Here is an 18,760-nt window from a genome sequence, read left to right on the forward strand (position 1 = left end):
TACGTAACGATTCCCTCTAGGGTGCAGCGATTCGCCGGCGCTGACAAATGATAAAAACTCAGCCTTGCGTGAGCGGCATTAATGCAAAAGCTGATTTTTGTTGTGGGACTAGCCTAACCATTACCCCAGCGCGGATCCAAACAACAGGCCGACGCCAGAAGAGACCGCCATCGCCAGCGCGCTCCAGAACAGGATCCGCACTATGCCCGGGCGGATCGGTGCGCCGCCTGCCCTGGCGGCAACACCCCCGAGAATGCCCAAAGACACCAGCGCGGAGACCACGATGGCCGGAATGGTCCATGCGACCGGCGCCAGCACCGCGACCAGTAACGGCAGCAGCGCCCCGACGGAAAAACTCAGCGCCGAGGCCAGCGCCGCCTGCAATGGCCGCGCCGTGGTGATGGACGAAATCCCCAATTCATCGCGGGCATGCGCGCCCAGCGCATCATGAGCCATCAGCTTTTCCGCCACCTGTTTGGCCAGCGCCAAATCCAACCCGCGATGCACATAGATAGAGGTCAGTTCACGGTATTCACCCGGGTAATCGCTGAGCAACTCCGACTGCTCCTCCGCCAGAGCGGCCCTTTCCGTATCCGCCTGCGATGATACCGAGATGTATTCCCCAGTCGCCATCGACATCGCCCCGGCAACCAGCCCGGCAATGCCGGCGAGCAAGATGCCGCCGTGCGCCGCATTGGCCGCCGCCACGCCGAGCAACAGACTGGCCGTCGAGACAATTCCGTCGTTTGCGCCCAGCACCGCCGCCCGGAGCCAACCTATATTCTCAATGCTGTGCCGTTCTTTGTGCATCGGGTGCGTCCTTGTTGTGGGGATAAAGTTAGCCGCGAGCCGCCGCTTCCAGCCCGGCGATATCCAGTTTGACCATCTGCAGCATAGCTTCAGTCACCCGTTTCACCTTCGCGCTGTCGGGGTCGCTCATCAACTCCCCCAGCCGCCGGGGGACAATTTGCCAGCTCAGCCCCCAGCGATCGCGCAACCAGCCGCACTGTTCTATGACGCCGTCTTCGCTTAACGCCTCCCACAGCCGATCCACTTCCGCCTGATCCGCGCATTCGACCATAATCGAAAAGCTGTGATTGAATGCATCCAGCGGGCCGGCTTCGATAGCCGCATAGCGCTGATCGCCGAGAGTAAAGGCCGCCAATTTTACGCTGCCTGCAGGGCCGCTTGGGGTATCGGCGGGCAAGGTAGAGCTCCAGGTCAGGGAAGAACCGGGGATCAGCGCTATGTAACAGCGCAGCGCCGCTTCCATGTCTTTTTCAAACCACAGGTGTTGTGTGATCTTCATCGCCCCCTCCTCGCTACTCGTCAAGGATCGGTTCGAAACCGCCGAAAATCATGCGTTTGCCGTCAAACGGCATCTGCTCGCCCAGCGCCTTCATGCGCGGGTCATTCATCATTTTCTCGTTGGCGGCATCGCGCGCCGCTTTTGAGGGATATTCGATCCAGCTGAAAACCACCACTTCATCGGCTTCGGCTTTCACCGCACCGCGAAAATCGGTGAGTTTACCTTCGGGCACGTCGTTGCCCCAACATTCGACAATCCGCGTCGCGCCGAACTCTTTAAATAAGGGGGCGGCCGTGGCGGCCAGCTTAAGGTACGCCTCCTTATTGGCGGCAGGCACCGCCACAACAAAGCCATCAACATAGTTCATGAGATGATTCCTCCTGTCCGTTCGGACATCAGGTAGGGCGCAAGCGGCATTGCTCACGCTCCCTTCCATTTTAGACCCCCTGGCCGGGGTCAACCATGAACGACAAGCGGCAGGTTTCAGCGGTCGCGGTAACTCAGTGGGGATATTTCTGGCGTGGCAACGCGGTTGCGGCCGCTGTTTTTGGCTTTGTAGACGGCCATGTCCGCAATTTTCAACAGATTATCAAGATTTTGCTCTGTACCGCCGATGCAGGTAACCATACCGATGCTGACGGTGATTTGCAGATGATTGCCGGCAGGCATGGCGATCGATTCGATTTCCACCCGCCGGCGCAGACGTTCGGCCAAATACACCGCATCTTCCTGACGTTCGATAAGCGCAACGATCGCGAACTCCTCCCCGCCCATGCGGCCAAACAGATCGGAATCGCGCAGGTCGCCGGTAATGGCGCGGGTAAAGGAAATCAGTGCGGCATCACCGCCGGAGTGCCCAAAGCGATCGTTGATGGATTTGAAGTAGTCGATGTCCAGCATCATGACGCAGACCTGCTCGCCTTTTTGGGTGAGCAACCGCGAGCCGCGCTGCATAAAGGCATTACGCGTCAGCACGTGGGTCAGAGCGTCATGGTTCGCCACGTGCTCCAGTTGCCGCAGCAGCGCATTGCGGGCGAAATTCATGCTGGCGATCGCAATCGGGCCCAGCGCCAACAGCGCTACCCCGAGGCGCATCGACACGGTGTTCTGCAACGCCTTCATATCGACGTTAATGGCGATCAGACCCAAATCAATGGCCAGATGGCACCATAAAACGTAGATCAGCACCACCACCAGGGTGGTGAACAGTGAAAACGACATTGCCAGCCACAGCAGGATCGGCACGGGGAAAATCACGGCGCCAGGCCCGCCAATCAGGATACTGCCAATGCAGGCCAGCGCTAACAGCACCAGAACCGCCAGTTTTCTGCCGCTGCCAGGCCGGATAATGCCGTGAACGACGCTGCGCAGGTAGCCCCGCCAATCCCCAGGCAAGGCCAGGATAAACGGCATCAGCGTAATGTAATTGGTAAACTCCGAAGACATCCATAGCGCCAGTGCGGGGAAATACTCGCGATCAAACAGCAGCACCGAGGCTCCGGCACCGATCACCCCGGTGGTGCCGGCGCTGGCCAGACAAATGGCAAACAGATAAACGCTGGATGACGTGCGTTCCAGCGTTTTGACCTGCGGGGGCACAAGTTTAAACAACTGATACCCCACCACAACGCCGGCAATATTGGCGCCGTTCAGCAACAGGGCTTTGTCGAGCGGGCTACCGGTGATCAGATCTGCCGTCAAATACCCCAATATCGCCATCACCCAGCCTAAGCGGCTGACAAGCTCCGGATAACGAACGAACACCGCCAGCAACACTGCATTGCTCGGCCAAAAGGCCGCCAGAAAGCCGATGGGCCGGCTCTCGATACCGAAGATACAGGTGGCGAACACCAACATAAAGACGGTGAGCGCAGGCTGTAATTTTGTGGTGTCAGGTGACTGGGTGGTGTGCATCTTGCTTCCAGAGCGATCAAAGAATACGGATAACATCCTGCCAGCATGATGAGGGGCGACAACCGATTCATCATACCTGACGACGCGCGTTAAAAATGAGCGATCAGAGTGGCATTATTGCTACTTTCACAGGTCCGATCACCTGTTAATTGAAGGTTTGCCAATATATTTCTAGATCAACTGTAGCGCCAAATGGCGCTTTGCACCCGCAGTCCAGCACGCATACCGCAAAGCAGGATCAAGGGAGAAAGCGTTGGCATGAATAACGTGCGGATTATTGAAGGGGGGCCACACAGCCTGAGCCTGTGACCATGGTGATTATCAGCATGTAGTACCGCAATATTGCGCCAAGTCGGCGCGCACCCAATGACAAAGCCTCCTAACGCCGATGCGCCAGCGAACGGACCAGGCGATCGCCCAAGGTTTGTACGCCCTGCACCAGAATTACCAGAATAATCACCGTCGCGATCATCACCTGATTGTTGAAACGTTGATAACCGTAACGGATCGCCAGATCGCCTAATCCTCCTCCGCCGATCACGCCGGCCATGGAAGAAAAACCAATCAACATCACCACCGTCAGCGTCAGCCCGGCCAACAGCGTCGGCAAGGCCTCCGGCAGCAGCACTTTAAAAATGACGTGGCGCACATTGCCGCCCATCGACAAAATTGCCTCGATCCGCCCTTTTTCCACCTCATCCAAGGCAGATTCGACGATGCGAGCAAAGAACGGAAAAGCACCGATGGTGATCGGCACTACCGCCGCGGAGCTGCCTAACGTGGTGCCGATAATCAGCCGGGTTAACGGGATCAAGGCTATCAACAGCACCACAAACGGCAGTGAGCGCCCCAGATTGACGATAGCGCCCAGCGCCCCGTTGATGCGCGGTGCGGGCAAGATGCCCTGCTTGCGGGTGATAAACAGCACCACGCCAAGCGGCAGACCGATCAATAAGGTAAACAACGATGCCAGCGCCACCATATACAAGGTTTCGCCGGTGGCGTTCAGCACCAGCGCCAGAAGATCTTCCCAGGACAATTGATTTCTCATAGCAATTCGGCCCTCACGCCCCGTTGATTGAGGAACGCCACCACTTCCGCCAGCGGCAAGCCGCCTTGCGGCGATCGCAACCCCACGCGGAAACGGCCGACGCTCTGGCCGGCAATCAGTTCAACGCCCCCACCCAGCAGCGTAACGTCCACCGCATGGCGCTGCGCCAGTTCGCTGAGCACCGGCGAGGCGCGCACGCTGTCGAAAAATGTCAGCTCCGCCACCTGGGTCTCCGGCGCCACCGGCGTCAGGCAGCCCGGCAACAACGCCTGCCCCAGCGGCGATGTCGGGTTCGCCAGCAATTCGCCAATCGGCCCCCATTCAACCACCCGACCGGCGGCCAATAGCGCCGCATGGTCACAAATGGCCTTGACCACGTCCAGTTCGTGGGTGATCAGCACAATGGTTAACCCCAACTGGCGGTTGATGTCTTTTAACAAGGCAAGAATAGAGGCGGTGGTTTCCGGATCCAGCGCGCTGGTCGCCTCATCGGAAAGCAAATAGTCCGGCCGGGCCGCCAGCGCCCGGGCTATACCGACGCGCTGTTTCTGCCCGCCTGAAAGCTGAGAAGGAAAAGCACGTGCCTTGTCGTTCAGCCCGACCAGATCGAGCAGTTCACCGGCGCGGCGAATACGTTCCGCACGAGGTACGCCGGCGATCTCCAGCGGCACCGTGATGTTATCCCGCACGTTGCGGGCATGCAGCAGATTGAACCCCTGAAATATCATGCCGATACGTTGGCGCTGGCGCCGCAGTTCCGCTTCGCTCAGTTGGGTCAGATCGCGGCCGTCCATCAAAATGCGGCCCGTGCTGGGCCGCTCCAGTAAATTAAGGCAGCGGATCAGGGTGCTCTTGCCCGCGCCGCTGCGGCCGATAATGCCGAACACCGAGCCGTCGTTAATGGTAAGCGACACCTGCTCCAGCGCCGGCGGTTCACCGGCGCCGTAGGTTTTACCCAGCCCTTCTACGACAATCATCAGCCGGCGTCCGCAGCTGTCACGGGGATCACCGAGCCCTGATATTTTTGCTGAATGAATTTGGCCACCTCTGGCGACTGCAAATCTTTGGCCAGCTGTTTGATGCGCGGATCGTTCTCCAATTGCGGCGTCGTGACCAGAATATTGGCATACGGATTATTTTTCGGGCTTTCCAGCCCCAGCGCGTCCTTGGCTGGCGTAAGCCCGGCCTCCAGCGCATAGTTGCCGTTAATCACCGCCAAATCGACGTCATCCAATGCCCGCGGGATCTGTGGCGATTCAATCTCCAGTATCTTGAGATGTTTGGGGTTGTTGGCAATGTCTTTTGGCGTTGCCTGATCCTTGGCCGGATCGTTAAAGCCGGCTTTCAGGGTAATCAGCTCTTGCGCCTGCAGCAGGTACAGCGCCCGGCTGAGGTTAGTGACGTTATTGGGCACCGCCACCTTGGCGTTGTCCGGCACCTCGCTCAGCTTTTTATACTTGCTCGAATAGATGCCCAACGGCTCGATATGCACGCTGGCCGCCACGGCAAATTTTGTGCCCAGCGCCTGCTCTTGCGAATGCAGATAAGGCAGGTGCTGGAAGTAGTTGGCATCCACGTCGCCGTGCGCCAGCAGCTCATTGGAATTCACGCCGTTACTGATCTCAATCACCTTCAGTTTCAGCTGTGGGTCAATTTTCTGCACGTAGGCCAGGATCTCCGCGTGGGGCACCGGATCGGCCGCCACCCGCAGCGGTTCCGCCGCCAACAGAGAGGCCGGTAGCGCGAGCGCCGTCAGCAGAGCCAAACGGGAAATTGTCGTTTTAAACATGGTCACCCCCAAGGAAAGATCAAAACTCTGCGCCGATTAAGAACCGCACGTTCTTATTTATGGTTATTTGATGCCATAAAGTAATAAAAAACTAGCACCAAGCCTTCGCGCGCCACCAATACCATTCCGTTATAAGGTATTAATAATCATAATCTTATTAATGAATTAGCTTTCCCGGAAATGGCATATGGGATCCGTTCCTTCATTGCTACGCTGGCAGCCTCGTTCCCCGCAGGCTGGCGCTCTCATGGATTATTATCTCGGCATCGACATAGGTACTTCGAAGATCAAATCGGTTTTATTCGACGAGCAGTTTAATCAATGTCAGGTTGCCAGCGCCGACAACCTGACCGAAGTACCGTTCCCCGGCTATGCCGAGCAGGATATGGAACAGCTGTGGCGCAATGTGGTCACGACATTGCGCGCGCTGGCCGACTCGCCGTTGTTGCAGCAAGGGCGCATCCGCGCCATTGGCCTCTCGGGCCAGGGCGAAGGCGCATGGCTGGTCGATGCCGCTGGGCAGCCGGTTCGCAAGGCCATTTTATGGAGCGACACCCGCAGCGCGCCTTTAGTGGCGCGTCTCAAGCAACAGCCGGAACGGGAAGAAAGGCTGTTTCGGGCAACCGGTACCCGCCTGCTGCCGTGCAACAGTTCGCTGATCCTGACATGGTTGGCGGAAAATCAGCCCGCCGCGCTAAACAGCGCGCGCTATTTCTTCTTCGCCAAAGACTGGATCCGCTATCGCCTGACCGGTGCGGCCAATCTTGAGCTGACGGATACCGGCACCTCACTGCTCGATCTTCACAGCGAAACGCTTTCCGACGAGGTTTTGACGGAACTGGGTCTGCAGGCCCTTCGGCCGCTGTTCCCGCCGCTGTTGCACCCCGGCCAACGCGCTGGAGAAATCAGGATACAAGCGGCCGCTGTCACCGGGCTGGCGGCGGGCATTCCGGTGTGCGCCGGTGCGCTGGATGTGTCGGCGGCAGCGCTGGGCATTGGCGCCGTGCATCACGACGACGTTTACACCCTTTTGGGCACCACCTGCTGCACCGGCATTGTCTGCGACAGCCTGGCGCAGGTCAGCCCGAAAACGCGCTTTGTCGCCCATTCGCAACAAGGACGTTATATCAACCTGTTCGCCATGCAAGCGGGCACGCCGAACCTGGACTGGGCGGTACGTGAGCTGGCCGGCGATGGCGATCTCGAGCGTATTGGCGAGCAGATCGCCGCCATTCCCGCCGGCAGCGGCGGCGTGCTCTATCAGCCCTATCTGAACGGTGAACGCGCACCCTTCTACAGCCAGGTGGCCCGCGCAGGCTTTTTCGGCATCGGTCAACATACCGGCAATCTGCACCTGCTGCGGGCGGTGTTTGAAGGGCTGGCGTTCGCCATTAAAGACTCGCTGCACGACTACCCACCGCAGGGCGATCTTTACCTTGCCGGCGGCGGGGCCGCTTCGGCCGTCTGGTTGCAGATCATCGCCGACTGCACCGGCCGGCGGGTGATCACCAGCCGGGTGAAAGAGCTGAGCGCCCGAGGCGTGGCGATTTTGGCGGCGCAAAGCATTGGCGTGACGGTGTCACATGAAACGCTTGTTCAGGCCGAAAGCCGCCGGCTATTTATCCCCGATCCGGCCAACCAACAGATCTATCAGGCGCTCTATCCACTGTTCCGCCAGTTACGCCTTCAGCTTGAACCGCTGTGGCAAAGCCGGGAGCAAATACTCAATGCCCTTAACGCAGGAACCCCCGCACCATGAAAACCCTCTTTACCGCCGAATACGCCGGTTCGCTTGAAGATTTCCGCCAACTGGGCGAGCTGGTCATCCGCGGTTGGGCGGCCGGCGAAAGCAAGCTGACCGAAGACGCGCTGATTGATCTGGCCCATGACGCCAGCTTTATCATCACCAGCTACGACGATATTACCGCCCGGGTGATCGACGCCTGCCCGCAGTTGAAACTGATTGCCTGTACCCGCGCCAATCCGGTCAATATTGACCTGCAGGCCGCCGCACGGCGCAATATTCCGGTGATCTACACCCCAGGCCGCAATTCGGACGCCGCGGCGGAGCTGACGCTGGCGCTAATGCTGAATCTGGCTCGCCATATTCCCCAGGCCCACGCAGCGCTCAAACGCGGTGAGTTCACCCGCAAGCAGCCGCAAACGGCGGCAGCCAAAGAGGGTCTGCGCAGCGATGTGGTGTGGGACGTGGATAAATCCAGCCCCTATGAAGTGTTTAAAGGCAGTGAATTGCGCAACAAAACGCTGGGCATCGTCGGTTACGGCAGCATTGGCCAACGCGTAGGCCGTATTGCCCGGGCTTTCGGCATGCGGCTGTTGGTGGCGGACCCTTACGTTTCCGGGGTAGAAATTAACGAGCCGGGTATTGAGAAAACCACGCTGGAACAGCTGTTCAGCGACGCCGATTTTATCAGCCTGCACCTGAAAGCGACGCCGCAAACCGACGGGCTGATTGGCCGTGAATTGTTTAACCGCATGAAACCCCACGCGCTGTTTATCAATACCTCGCGCGCGGCGGTGGTGATTGAAGCAGATCTGATTGCCGCCCTGCGGGAGAAACGGCTGGCCGGCGCGGCGCTGGACGTGTACGCCAGCGAACCTATTTACCGCCGGCATCCGTTTATCACCGAATTCGACAACGTGGTGATTACGCCGCACATCGCCGGTGCCACGCGGGAGACGCTGGTCAAACATACCGAGATGATCGCCCAGGACATACAGCGCTATCTCAAAGGCGAGCCGTTGCTGTACGCCTGGCGCTAAGCGCCGCGCGGCGTCTGCTGCATAAACCGCCGGGTGTGTTCCCAGTCGATCACCCCGGCGTCCGATCCCAACCCGCCTGCAACCAACCCCGCCACCGCCGTCGCCAGCAGGCAGGCTTCCTGCACCGCCAGCCCACGGCTTAGCCCGGCGATAAACCCACCGCAGTAGCTGTCGCCGCAGCCGGTGGTGTCCACGACCTCAACCTGATAGGCCGGAATACGCACACAGGCATCGCGGGTGACGATAAAGGATCCCTGCTCACCGGCTTTGAAAATACAGCTCCCCACTCCGTGGTCGAGGAAGAACGCGCCAATCTCCTGCGGCGTTTTCCGGCCGGACAGGTAAGTCGCCTCCTCCAGCGACGGCATAAAGTAATCGACGCTGGGCAACAGCGGCAGCAACAACGCCAGGGTATGCGGGCCAGGCGCAATCAGGTCGAAACTGGTGGTAACGCCGAGCCGTTTGGCATGGCGCAACAATTTGGAGCTTTGACCCTCGTCCATCGCCGCCAGCAGCCCGGTGCCGCCATGATGCAAGAAACGGGTATCGCACAACGCGTCAAAGTCGGCATCGTCAACGAACAGAAAATCCGAGGCCCCACGGTAATGCAGCGCCGGGCGCTCGCCGTTGGGCCTGATCGGCAAAATGGTGGCAGACGTTTCCGCCCGTGCCGTGCGCTGGATCAGCGAACAATCGATCCCCAGCCGACGGTAGGCATTGAGGATAAACTCCGCCTTTTCATCCTCGCCAAGACAGGCCGAGGTGGCGGTGCGTATCCCCAGCTTGGCGGCATTCATCACCGCGCCGCTGGCGGTGCCCGCCGGGTTCAGCCGGATCTGCTCGATAAACTGCACGCCGCCGCCTGCCGGGATAGCGCTGACTGGCCGCCCCGCGATGTCGAGCAAGGTTAAACCGACAAATACCGCATCATATTGACTCACTGCCGGCCTCCGCCTGTTGCGTTTGTTTTAACCGGCTCTGGATAAAGGACAGCGCCAGCGCCACCACCAGGATCACGCCGGTCAGAGCGTCTTTCACCATAAAGTTCAGCCCCATCAGGTTCAGGCCGTTCGCCACCATGCCCAGGAACAGCACGCCAACCAGCGTGCCCAACACGTTGGGGCGCCCCTGCGGATGAAACGCGGTGCCGATAAACACCGCCGCGATGGCGTCCAGCAAATAGGCCTGCCCGGCCAGCGGGGTAAACTGGCGCAGGTTGGCCGAAAGGATCACGCCTCCCAGCGCGCAGGTCATGCCTGAGACGATCAACAGCCAGCACAGGTAACGACCATTGCGGATCCCCACCGCACGGGCGGCCTGGGGATTCAGCCCGATGGCATGAATCCGCTTGCCGAAGATGGTGCGCTCGAAAAACAGAAAATAGCCCAGCAGCAGCGCAGCAGCGATAACTATCGGTAACGGCACGCCGCCGAGGTTGCCTACCGCCAGATCGTGATACTGCTGCGCCATGCGGCGGTAGGCGATCGAACCCCCACCGTCGGTATAAATACGTTCGATGCTGCTGCCGATGAAAAAGGTGCCGAGCGTCGCCAAAAAGGGCTTAACCCGCAAGTAAACGATCAGCAACGCATTGAGTGCGCCGATCAGTGCGCCGCCGGCCAGCGCGGCGACTATCGCCATTTGCCAACTGAGCTGGTATTGCTTCAGGGCGATCAGCGCAAAAGCCGCGCCAAAATCCAGCGTGACGCCTACCGACAGGTCAACGCCACCGGCGGTCACTACCAGCGTCATGGCCAGCGCGACAATCAGCAATATTGCGTTACCCTGTAACAGATTACTGAGGTTGTCCAGGCTGTAAAACACGCTATTGCCCCAGGAGAAGAACAGAAAAAAGGCGATAACAATCAGCATAAAGCCGTAGCGAATCAAAAGTTTGTTCAACGCCGTCATGGGTTGCCCCCCCGGTTTTGCCTTGCAGCGGCGGCCAACACCAGCAGGATCAGCCCGCCTTTGATCGCCCCGACCCAAAAGATGTCTACCCGCAACAGCGCCAGCCCGTTCGACAACGCATTGACCAGCAAGGCCCCCAGCAGCGCCCCCCAGACGGTCACGACTCGCCGGCGCGAGAAGGCCGCGCCGATAAAGGTCGCCAGTACCATTTCCAGCAGCAGCGGTTCTTCACTGCCGGGTGAGCTGCCTGAGCCACGAGCCACCAGGGCAAAGGCCGCTAACCCGGCCGCGGCCGCCGCCAGCAGGTAAGAGCCAATCACCAGCGGTTTGACGCGCAAACCGGAGATCTCCGCCGCTTCGCGATTGCCGCCCGCCGCCTGCAACTGCATGCCCCAACGGGTGTGATGCAATGCCCAGCCAAACAACGCCAGCGCGGCGAGCATTAACCAAACCATCAGCGGCAACCCCAGCCAGGTGTCGTCACGCAGCGCGACAATGGCCGCGTCACTGACGCTGATGCGCCGCTGTTGGGTGATCAGATTGGCGATACCCACCACCGCCACCGAACTGGCCAGCGTTGCCAGCAACGGCGGCAACCCGACGGCCACCACCAGCAAAGCGTTGACGCCCCCCGCCAACAGCGCTGCGCCAAACGCCAGCACCGCCAGCCACAGATAACCGTCACCGTCGTGAGTCAGGCCGTTACTGATGATAGCCGCCCCCAACACGGCGATCGCCGGCAGGGAAATATCGATGCCGCCGGAAACCACGTCATCACCGCCGCCGCTGATCACGCAGGTCAGGCCAAAACACAGTATCGCCAGCGGCACGCTTTGTTTGAGGATAGTGCTCAGATTCTGCCAACTGGTGAAGTACGGCGCCTGCAAACAGAAAAACAGCAACAGCGCGGCAAACAACAACAGCGGAATTTTATTGGCGATCTGCTCTCCGGGCGGCAAAAAGCGACGCCGGGAGGAGCGTGCCGCCACATTGCCCTCGGTCAATTGGCTCATAGAACCGGCTCCTGTACTAAAGGGGACGCCGTTGAACCGCCGCTGGTCAACGCCAGTAGCGCGTCCTGCGTCAGCCCGGCGGTACGGACATTAGCGACAATCTCGCCGCGCAACATCACCAGAATGCGATCGCACAGCCCAATCAGTTCGCTGCCGTCGCTGGACGACACCAGCACGCAGCGCCCTTCAACCGCCTGGGCGGCAATCAGTTGGTAAATCTCCGCCTTGGCGCCGATGTCTACGCCCAGGGTAGGTTCGTCGAGGATCAACAGTTGTGGGTTAGTCGCCAGCCAGCGCGCCAGAATCGCCTTTTGCTGATTGCCGCCGCTTAACAAACGCACCGGCAATTGCAGATTACGCGGGCGAATATCCAACTGTTCCGCCAGCGTTTTGGCGTGCAGCCGGGCCTTTTTGCGCAGTTCCCACCCCGCACGCGCCAAGGTGCCAAGCGACGCCAGGTTGATGTTGTCCGCCACCGGCATAGGCAACACCAGACCGGTATGCCGCCGATCGCGAGGCACCAGCGCCATCCCCGCGGCAGTGGCCTGTGCCGGGGAAGCGATGCGCACCGGCTTACCGGCTATGCGCAGTTGCCCCCGCTTAAGAGGGCGCAATCCATACAGAGCGTCGATCAAGGCTTCGCGGCCGGAACCCAGCAACCCGGCGATGCCGACGATCTCCCCCGGCGCCAGTTGCAAGCTGACATCGCGCAGCTGTGCACCGTCCGACAGACTTTCTGCGCTAAGCCAGGGCTCCGCCGCCGCCCGTCGTGCCGGGCGCGGGGCAAACAGGTGGGTGATTTCGCGGCCGACCATCATCGGGATCATGCGTGCAATATCGCCATCGCCCAGTTGTTGCAAGGTGCCCACGTCGCGGCCATTGCGAAACACCGTGACACGGTCACAAATCTGGGCAATTTCCGCGAGATAATGAGAGACGTAAATAATGGCGATGCCGCGCTGTTTCAACCGGGCAATCGCGTTAAACAACAATTGCGACTCTCTGGCTTCCAGCGGCGCAGTAGGCTCGTCAAACACCACCAGTTGCGCCTGCCCGTCGATTAACGCCCGGGCTATCTGCACCAGCTTGCACTCGGCAATGCTGAGATCGCGGACCAGTCGGTTACCGTCCAGGCGGGTGTCCAGCACCTCTGACAGAAACCGTTCTGCGTCATGACGCATGCCGCGCTTGTCCAATCCCAGCCAACGGTTACGCCGCTCCTGGCCGACATACACGGACTCCGCCACGGTGAAATGCGGGATCAAATGCAGTTCCTGATGGATAAATCGCACGCCGGCCGCCCGTATCGCCGCCGGGGTGACGGAAGCCAGCCGCCGGTCGCCAATGCGAATCTCCCCGCCGTCTTGCGCATAAACTCCGGCGAGGATCTTGATCAAGGTGGATTTACCGGCGCCATTTTCGCCAATCAGGCCGTGAACTTCGCCCGGCAGCACCCGCAGTGAGGCACCGCTGAGCGCCTGGGTACCGGGAAAACGTTTCTCGATGCCAATCATTTCCAGGCCGCCCACGGCGGGAGCGGCCTGCGTTTCCTGCTGGCTCATGGCGTTATTTCAGCTCGCCGTAGCCGAGTTGTTTGTACACCGCCTTCGCCTCTTCCGGCCCTTTCACCGGCAATACCGGCACAAAGGTTTGCGGTTGCAACTTTTCGCCGGCGAAATAGCGCGCCACGTTATCCGCTGAAGTGGTGCCGATTAACCGCGGCTGTTGCGCCACGTTGGCAACCAGCGGGCTGCCCTTCTCCGCCATGATTTCCAGGGTTTCCGGCCCTGCGTCGATCGCCGTGACCTTAACGTCACCGGCGCGGCCGCTCTCTTCCAGCGCCTGCACGATGCCGATTGCCGGCTGGTCCCAGCAGGCGACGTGAATCGCGTCCAGCGTACCTTTCGGATGCTGGCTTAGCAGTTCGAGGGTTTTCTTGCGCGCATCTTCCGGCGAGTTGGCGTATTGCTCGGCCAGCTCCGGTTGAATGATTTTGATGTCCGGGTAATCTTTCAACACGTACTTCCACAGATCGTAGCGAATGCCGCAGATGCGCAGTGAGTTGGAGAAGGCGTTGAACACCGCCACATTGCCTTTGCCGCCCAGCGCCTCGGCAGTATAACGACCAATGGTGCTGCCGATGCTGTAGTTGTCCGAAGTGGTGTTGTTGATGGAATACGGCGATACATGGTCAACGGTGAATACCGGGATCCCGGCGGCGCGCAACGCTTTGAATTTAGGCTCGACGGCGCTGTCGCCCAAAATGCTGATCACCGCATCCACCTTGCGCGCCAGCAGGATATCGTGATTGTCGGCATGTACCTGATTATCGCGGCCGCCATCGACCGCCACCACTTTGCCACCCAGATGTTCCACTTCGTCGCTGGCGCCTTTGAATGCTTCGCGATCCCAAAAATGCTGCGTGCCGACCACCGCCACGCCAATGGTTTTCCCCTGCAATGAAAGCGCCGCCTGGGCGCCGTGAGCAGCGAAAACTGACAGTGCCAGCGCTGTGATTTTAATAAGTTTTTTTGTCATTTCTGTTATTACCCTGTTATTCATCCCCTGATGGAACGAACAAAAGCTAGCAACAGGCTATGGCAAAGCGAAATAACAATACCGGTTATGGTTAGTTAAAAAGCGGGATTGTTCCGTGGGATGAAAATGCGGCCGGTGTTGCTCTTCGTTTACACCCAGGCCCCGGCCGCAAAGCGGGTTGAATCAGCCCCTATGCCTGATAAATCCGTGCCTCATAAGGGCGCAGCGTCTGTGGCTCTCCGCCGTGTGGATAATTGCCCAACCGCAGTTGCCAACTGTCCAGCGCCAAAGATTGGGGATCAACCTGTTGCGGTTCGCCGCTCAGATTGCACAGCACCAGCAGTTGCCGGTCATCCAGGGTGCGGGTATAGGCGTAAATATGCCGATGTTCGTCCAGCAGCAATCGGTAACGGCCATACAGCAGCGCTGGGGTCTGCTTGCGTAACCGGATCAGCGCACGGTAGAAATTCAGCACCGAGTCCGGTTCCCCACTCTGGCGCGCCACGTTGATATCACGGTAGTTGGCGTTAAGCGCAAACCACGGCGTTGCGGCGCTAAAGCCGCCGTTAGGCCCGTCGTTCCAGGGCATTGGCGTGCGTGAGTTATCACGCGAACTGCGGCGCAGCGTCGCCAGGATCCGCTCTTCATCCATTCCCTGTCGGCGCAGATCGGCGGCGCGATTTTTGGTGGCGACGTCGTTAAAGTCATCCAGGCTAGCAAAGTGGGTATTGGTCATGCCCAATTCCTGCCCCTGATAAATAAACGGCGTTCCCTGCATCAGAAAATACAGCGCGGCAATGGCGGTGGCGCTTTCGCGTTGGTAGCGCCCGTCGTCCCCCCATTTCGACACCACGCGCGGAATATCGTGGTTCTCGACGTACAGTGCGTTCCAACCCTTGCCCTCCAATAGCGTCTGCCAACGGGTGAAAATGCTTTTCAGGCCGATCAGATCCAGCCCGGCATCCGGCGCCTGCTGGTTGGCGGTTTCCCACAGCTTGACGTGCTCGAACTGGAAAATCATGTTCAAGCGGCCATGCCGTTCTCCCACCCAGTCCTCCCCCTGTTCCGCCGAAGCGCCGTTCATTTCCCCCACCGTCATGATGTCGTAGCGGTTAAACACCTGTTCGCACATCTCATCGACGTAATCCAGCAGCCCATCGTAGTTGAGATGCCGTTCGAACGACGGCACGTAACGCAACCCTTGCGGGTTCGGCATGTCGGTCAGCCCCGGCTGTTTTTTCATATGGCAAATGGCGTCGATACGGAAACCGTCGATGCCCTTGTCCAGCCACCAACGCATCATGTCATACAGCGCCGCGCGCACCTGCGGGTTCTCCCAGTTCAGATCCGGCTGGCGCTCGGAGAACAGATGCAGAAAGTATTGTTCGCTGCCGGGATGGTACTTCCAGGCCGAGCCGTTGAAAATGCTCTCCCAGTTATTGGGCTCCGCGCCGTTTTTGCCGTCGCGCCAGATATACCAATCGCGCCTGGCGCTGGATTTTGATGAACGGGATTCAATAAACCACGGATGTTCGTCCGACGTGTGGTTCACTACCAGATCAAGTATCAACCGCATGCCGCGCGCATGGGCTTCCGCCAACAGGCGATCAAAGTCCGACATGGTGCCAAACTCGGTCATGATCGCCTGATAGTCGCTGATATCGTAGCCATTGTCGTCGTTCGGCGAACGGTACATCGGGCAGATCCAGAGGGCGTCAACGCCCAGCCACTGCAAATAGTCCAGCCGCGCGGTAATGCCGTTCAGATCGCCAATGCCGTCACCGTTGGAATCCATAAAGCTGCGCGGGTAGATTTGATAAACCACCGCCTCTTTCCACCACCGCGCCGTTTGCGCACCGCTCATGTCATGCTTCCTTATGTTAATGCGCCTGTTCCGACGCCAAAATGCGCGGGAACGCGCGGCCCTGGCGGTCAAACAAATAACAACACTCTACTGGCAGGCGCACGCCGACGGTTTCTCCGGCCTGAATGGTCGAGCGTTCGGGATTGCGCAGCACCCAGGGTTCCGCCGCGTTGCCGTTATCCAGATAGAGGTAGGTTTCGTTGCCCATATGCTCGACGAACATCACCTCGCCATGAAACTCGCACTGCGCCTGTTCGCCGCCGCGAATATGCTCTGGACGAATGCCGACGTTGACGCTCTGGCCTTCCGCCGCCACCGGTGTGGCGATTGGCAACACCAGCGCCTTGCCGTTGTCCAGTTCCACCACGCTCTGCCGCTCACCGGCACGCCGCAGGATGGCCGGGATCAGGTTCATCTTCGGCGAGCCGATAAACTGGGCGACAAATTCGTTGGCCGGCTGATCGTAAAGCTCCAGCGGCGTTCCCACCTGCTCGACATGCCCTTTGTTGAGCACCACGATGCGGTCGGCCAGCGTCATGGCTTCGACCTGATCGTGAGTCACGTAAATAATGGTCGAACCCAGCCGTTTATGCAGTGAAGCCACCTCCATGCGCATTTGTACGCGCAGCGAGGCATCGAGGTTGGACAAGGGTTCATCGAACAAAAACAGCTTAGGTTCGCGCACTATGGCGCGGCCAATCGCCACCCGCTGGCGTTGCCCGCCGGACAAATCCTTCGGACGCCGCTCCAGCAAGGGTTCAAGTTGCAAAATGCGGGCGCTTTCGCGCACCCGGCGGTCGATCTCCTCCGCCGAATGGCCGGCAAGTTCCAGCGCAAACGCCATGTTCTTGTATACGCTCATGTGCGGATAGAGCGCGTAGGACTGGAACACCATGCCGATACCGCGCTCGGACGGCGTATCGTCATTGACGTAGTTGCCATCGATATACATGCCGCCGCTGCTGATCTCCTCCAACCCGGCGATCATGCGCAGCAACGTCGATTTGCCGCAGCCGGAGGGCCCGACGATCACCACGAACTCCCCGCTGTTGATCCGCAGATCCAGCGACTTGATAACCTCTGCGTTAGCGCCATAGCGTTTTTGCAGTTTTTCCAGCGTTAATTGCGCCATATTCCTCCCGAACCCCAGGTAGTTGCATTCAAGGGGGCGCAAGCGCGCCCCGCCATCCGGCTTATTTCAGGTAATCGAGCCACGGCCCCTGGCGTGAAATCATCACGTCCACCAGTTCCGGGATCGCGCGGCATTTATCGTTGACCGAGTCCACCAGCAGCGCCTGGATAACCAGGTCGCGCGAACCTTCAATCACTGCGTCGGCGGTCAGATCGTGAATCGCAATCTGGTTGCTCAACAGGCCACCGATGCCCGCAGGCATGTCGACCTTGATGCCGTGCACGCCCTTGCGGTCGATAATCGCCGGGACTTCGACGGCAATAAACGCCGGCAGCTGCTTGATAAACCCCTGATTCGGAATGTTGACCGCAGATTCTTCATAGCCGGAATCGGTGAGGATCCCTTCCATGATCGGCACCACGCGTTCTTTCAGCTTCAGTTCGATTTTTGGCTGCACATGCCCCAGATAGTTGCGGTAGAAGGTGTAGAAATCGAGGATACCGCGGTGATCGCTGACTTCGCTGGCCCAGCGAATGTACTCGCCAAAGTGGCTGTCGCCGGTGATCGGCAAATGGTGAAACTTCTCCAGAATTTCTTTGAACAGCGTGCGGTCCGCCCACGGGTAGGCGCTGTCTTTGCCGCCCAGCGCATCGCGTTCGGTGCTGCCTTCTGTCTCCACCAGTTTGCCGTGATTACGGGTGTAAGCCAGAATATCGCTGTAGCCCGGCAGGCGGGAGAAATAGTCCGGTGCCTTGGCGCGTACGTCGACGTAAGCGTCTTTGCCGCTGTCTTTATAGCTGGCCTCCAGCAACACGCTGAAGTGGTTCAGCCCGGCGGCGCGCAGGCTGAGGTTGTCGAAGGAGGTGCCGAGCATTTCCGGCAGATAGCGCTCAAGTGAGGCGATTTCATGGCACATGCCGACAAAATTGAGCTGCGGGAAACGACGATGCACGGTGGTGCAAATGCGGCTCATCGGGTTCGAGTAGTTGAATACCCAGGCGTTCGGGCAAATGTCCGCCACGTCGGCGCAGATGTCGAGGATCGGCGGAATGATGCGCAGCGAGTGGAACAGCCCGCCGGGGCCACCGTTTTCACCATACACCTGCTGAATGCCATATTGCTGCGGGATCTGCCAGTCGAGATCCCACAGGGCAAAACGGTCGCCCACTTCAATGGAGATAATCACAAACTCCGCTCCGCTCAGCGCGGTTTTGCGATCGGTGGTGGCGCTGACGGTAAACGGCAGATCTTCCGCAGCCAGGAAGTCACGGGCGGTTTTCTCGGTCACGGCCAGCGAGGCCGGGTTGATGTCATGCAGCACAATTTCACTGCCGTACAGCGTCTTGCTCTGGAAGATATCGCCCAGGGTGCCGTAGCCGAATTGCGCGCTGCCTGCGCCCACTAAAACGATTTTTGTAGCCATTGCATTTCTCCTGCTTCAGGGTTAATCGAAAA

At 59.3% G+C, this 18,760-nt stretch carries 17 protein-coding genes; 2 read left to right on the forward strand and 15 right to left on the reverse strand.

All coding sequences use genetic code 11. The features are described from left to right. Positions 1–120: 120 nt before the first annotated feature. The 7 genes from SPL01S_RS10720 to SPL01S_RS10750 form a co-directional block, all read right to left on the reverse strand. Complete coding sequence (locus tag SPL01S_RS10720; protein ID WP_063199579.1) at positions 121–810, reverse strand: VIT1/CCC1 transporter family protein; 690 nt, start codon at positions 808–810, stop codon at positions 121–123. Between the two features lie 28 nt (positions 811–838). Beyond that, positions 839–1,309, reverse strand: a complete 471-nt coding sequence (locus SPL01S_RS10725; protein ID WP_062870918.1) for a VOC family protein — start codon at positions 1,307–1,309, stop codon at positions 839–841. A gap of 13 nt (positions 1,310–1,322) precedes the next feature. Beyond that, a complete protein-coding gene (locus SPL01S_RS10730) occupies positions 1,323–1,676 on the reverse strand; it encodes a DUF1428 domain-containing protein (protein ID WP_063199583.1) in 354 nt (117 codons plus the stop codon). A gap of 116 nt (positions 1,677–1,792) precedes the next feature. Beyond that, positions 1,793–3,223: a sensor domain-containing diguanylate cyclase gene (locus SPL01S_RS10735; RefSeq protein WP_062870920.1), complete on the reverse strand. Its 1,431-nt coding sequence runs from the start codon at positions 3,221–3,223 to the stop codon at positions 1,793–1,795. A 379-nt stretch (positions 3,224–3,602) separates the two neighbouring features. Further along, a complete protein-coding gene (locus SPL01S_RS10740; RefSeq protein ID WP_020439097.1) occupies positions 3,603–4,274 on the reverse strand; it encodes a methionine ABC transporter permease in 672 nt (223 codons plus the stop codon). Beyond that, entirely contained in the window at positions 4,271–5,251 is a 981-nt protein-coding gene (locus SPL01S_RS10745) for a methionine ABC transporter ATP-binding protein (RefSeq protein ID WP_063199586.1), read from the reverse strand. Before SPL01S_RS10745 ends, SPL01S_RS10740 begins: the two co-directional genes overlap by 4 nt. After that, entirely contained in the window at positions 5,251–6,063 is an 813-nt protein-coding gene (locus SPL01S_RS10750) for a MetQ/NlpA family ABC transporter substrate-binding protein (protein ID WP_004944787.1), read from the reverse strand. The genes SPL01S_RS10745 and SPL01S_RS10750 overlap by 1 nt, the downstream gene beginning before the upstream one ends. Before the next feature lie 247 nt (positions 6,064–6,310). On the opposite strand from SPL01S_RS10750, the gene SPL01S_RS10755 reads away from it, so the two are divergent. Continuing rightward, positions 6,311–7,822: an FGGY-family carbohydrate kinase gene (locus SPL01S_RS10755; RefSeq protein ID WP_063199588.1), complete on the forward strand. Its 1,512-nt coding sequence runs from the start codon at positions 6,311–6,313 to the stop codon at positions 7,820–7,822. Then, positions 7,819–8,847, forward strand: coding sequence for a 2-hydroxyacid dehydrogenase (locus SPL01S_RS10760; protein ID WP_063199590.1), 1,029 nt, complete (start codon positions 7,819–7,821; stop codon positions 8,845–8,847). Before SPL01S_RS10755 ends, SPL01S_RS10760 begins: the two co-directional genes overlap by 4 nt. Here SPL01S_RS10760 and SPL01S_RS10765 read toward each other — a convergent pair. From SPL01S_RS10765 to SPL01S_RS10800, 8 genes are all read right to left on the reverse strand, one after another. Then, complete coding sequence (locus tag SPL01S_RS10765; RefSeq protein ID WP_063199593.1) at positions 8,844–9,788, reverse strand: carbohydrate kinase family protein; 945 nt, start codon at positions 9,786–9,788, stop codon at positions 8,844–8,846. The two genes, SPL01S_RS10760 and SPL01S_RS10765, sit on opposite strands and share 4 nt — an antisense overlap. Next, entirely contained in the window at positions 9,775–10,758 is a 984-nt protein-coding gene (locus tag SPL01S_RS10770) for an ABC transporter permease (RefSeq protein ID WP_063199596.1), read from the reverse strand. The genes SPL01S_RS10765 and SPL01S_RS10770 overlap by 14 nt, the downstream gene beginning before the upstream one ends. Continuing rightward, positions 10,755–11,771 carry an ABC transporter permease gene (locus SPL01S_RS10775; protein ID WP_062870928.1) on the reverse strand — a complete coding sequence of 339 codons (1,017 nt, stop codon included), beginning with the start codon at positions 11,769–11,771 and terminating at the stop codon, positions 10,755–10,757. The genes SPL01S_RS10770 and SPL01S_RS10775 overlap by 4 nt, the downstream gene beginning before the upstream one ends. Continuing rightward, positions 11,768–13,333 (reverse strand): sugar ABC transporter ATP-binding protein, encoded by a 1,566-nt coding sequence (locus tag SPL01S_RS10780; protein ID WP_063199598.1) that lies wholly within the window; start codon positions 13,331–13,333, stop codon positions 11,768–11,770. The genes SPL01S_RS10775 and SPL01S_RS10780 overlap by 4 nt, the downstream gene beginning before the upstream one ends. Before the next feature lie 4 nt (positions 13,334–13,337). Then, a complete protein-coding gene (locus SPL01S_RS10785) occupies positions 13,338–14,309 on the reverse strand; it encodes a sugar ABC transporter substrate-binding protein (RefSeq protein ID WP_006325526.1) in 972 nt (323 codons plus the stop codon). 190 nt (positions 14,310–14,499) lie between these two features. Then, entirely contained in the window at positions 14,500–16,173 is a 1,674-nt protein-coding gene (locus SPL01S_RS10790) for a glycoside hydrolase family 13 protein (RefSeq protein WP_063199601.1), read from the reverse strand. Between the two features lie 16 nt (positions 16,174–16,189). Next, a complete protein-coding gene (locus SPL01S_RS10795; protein ID WP_062870931.1) occupies positions 16,190–17,305 on the reverse strand; it encodes an ABC transporter ATP-binding protein in 1,116 nt (371 codons plus the stop codon). A gap of 61 nt (positions 17,306–17,366) precedes the next feature. Next, entirely contained in the window at positions 17,367–18,728 is a 1,362-nt protein-coding gene (locus tag SPL01S_RS10800) for a family 4 glycosyl hydrolase (protein WP_063199604.1), read from the reverse strand. Positions 18,729–18,760: the final 32 nt, after the last annotated feature.

Source organism: Serratia plymuthica NBRC 102599, from assembly GCF_001590925.1.
GTDB classification, from domain to species: domain Bacteria; phylum Pseudomonadota; class Gammaproteobacteria; order Enterobacterales; family Enterobacteriaceae; genus Serratia; species Serratia plymuthica.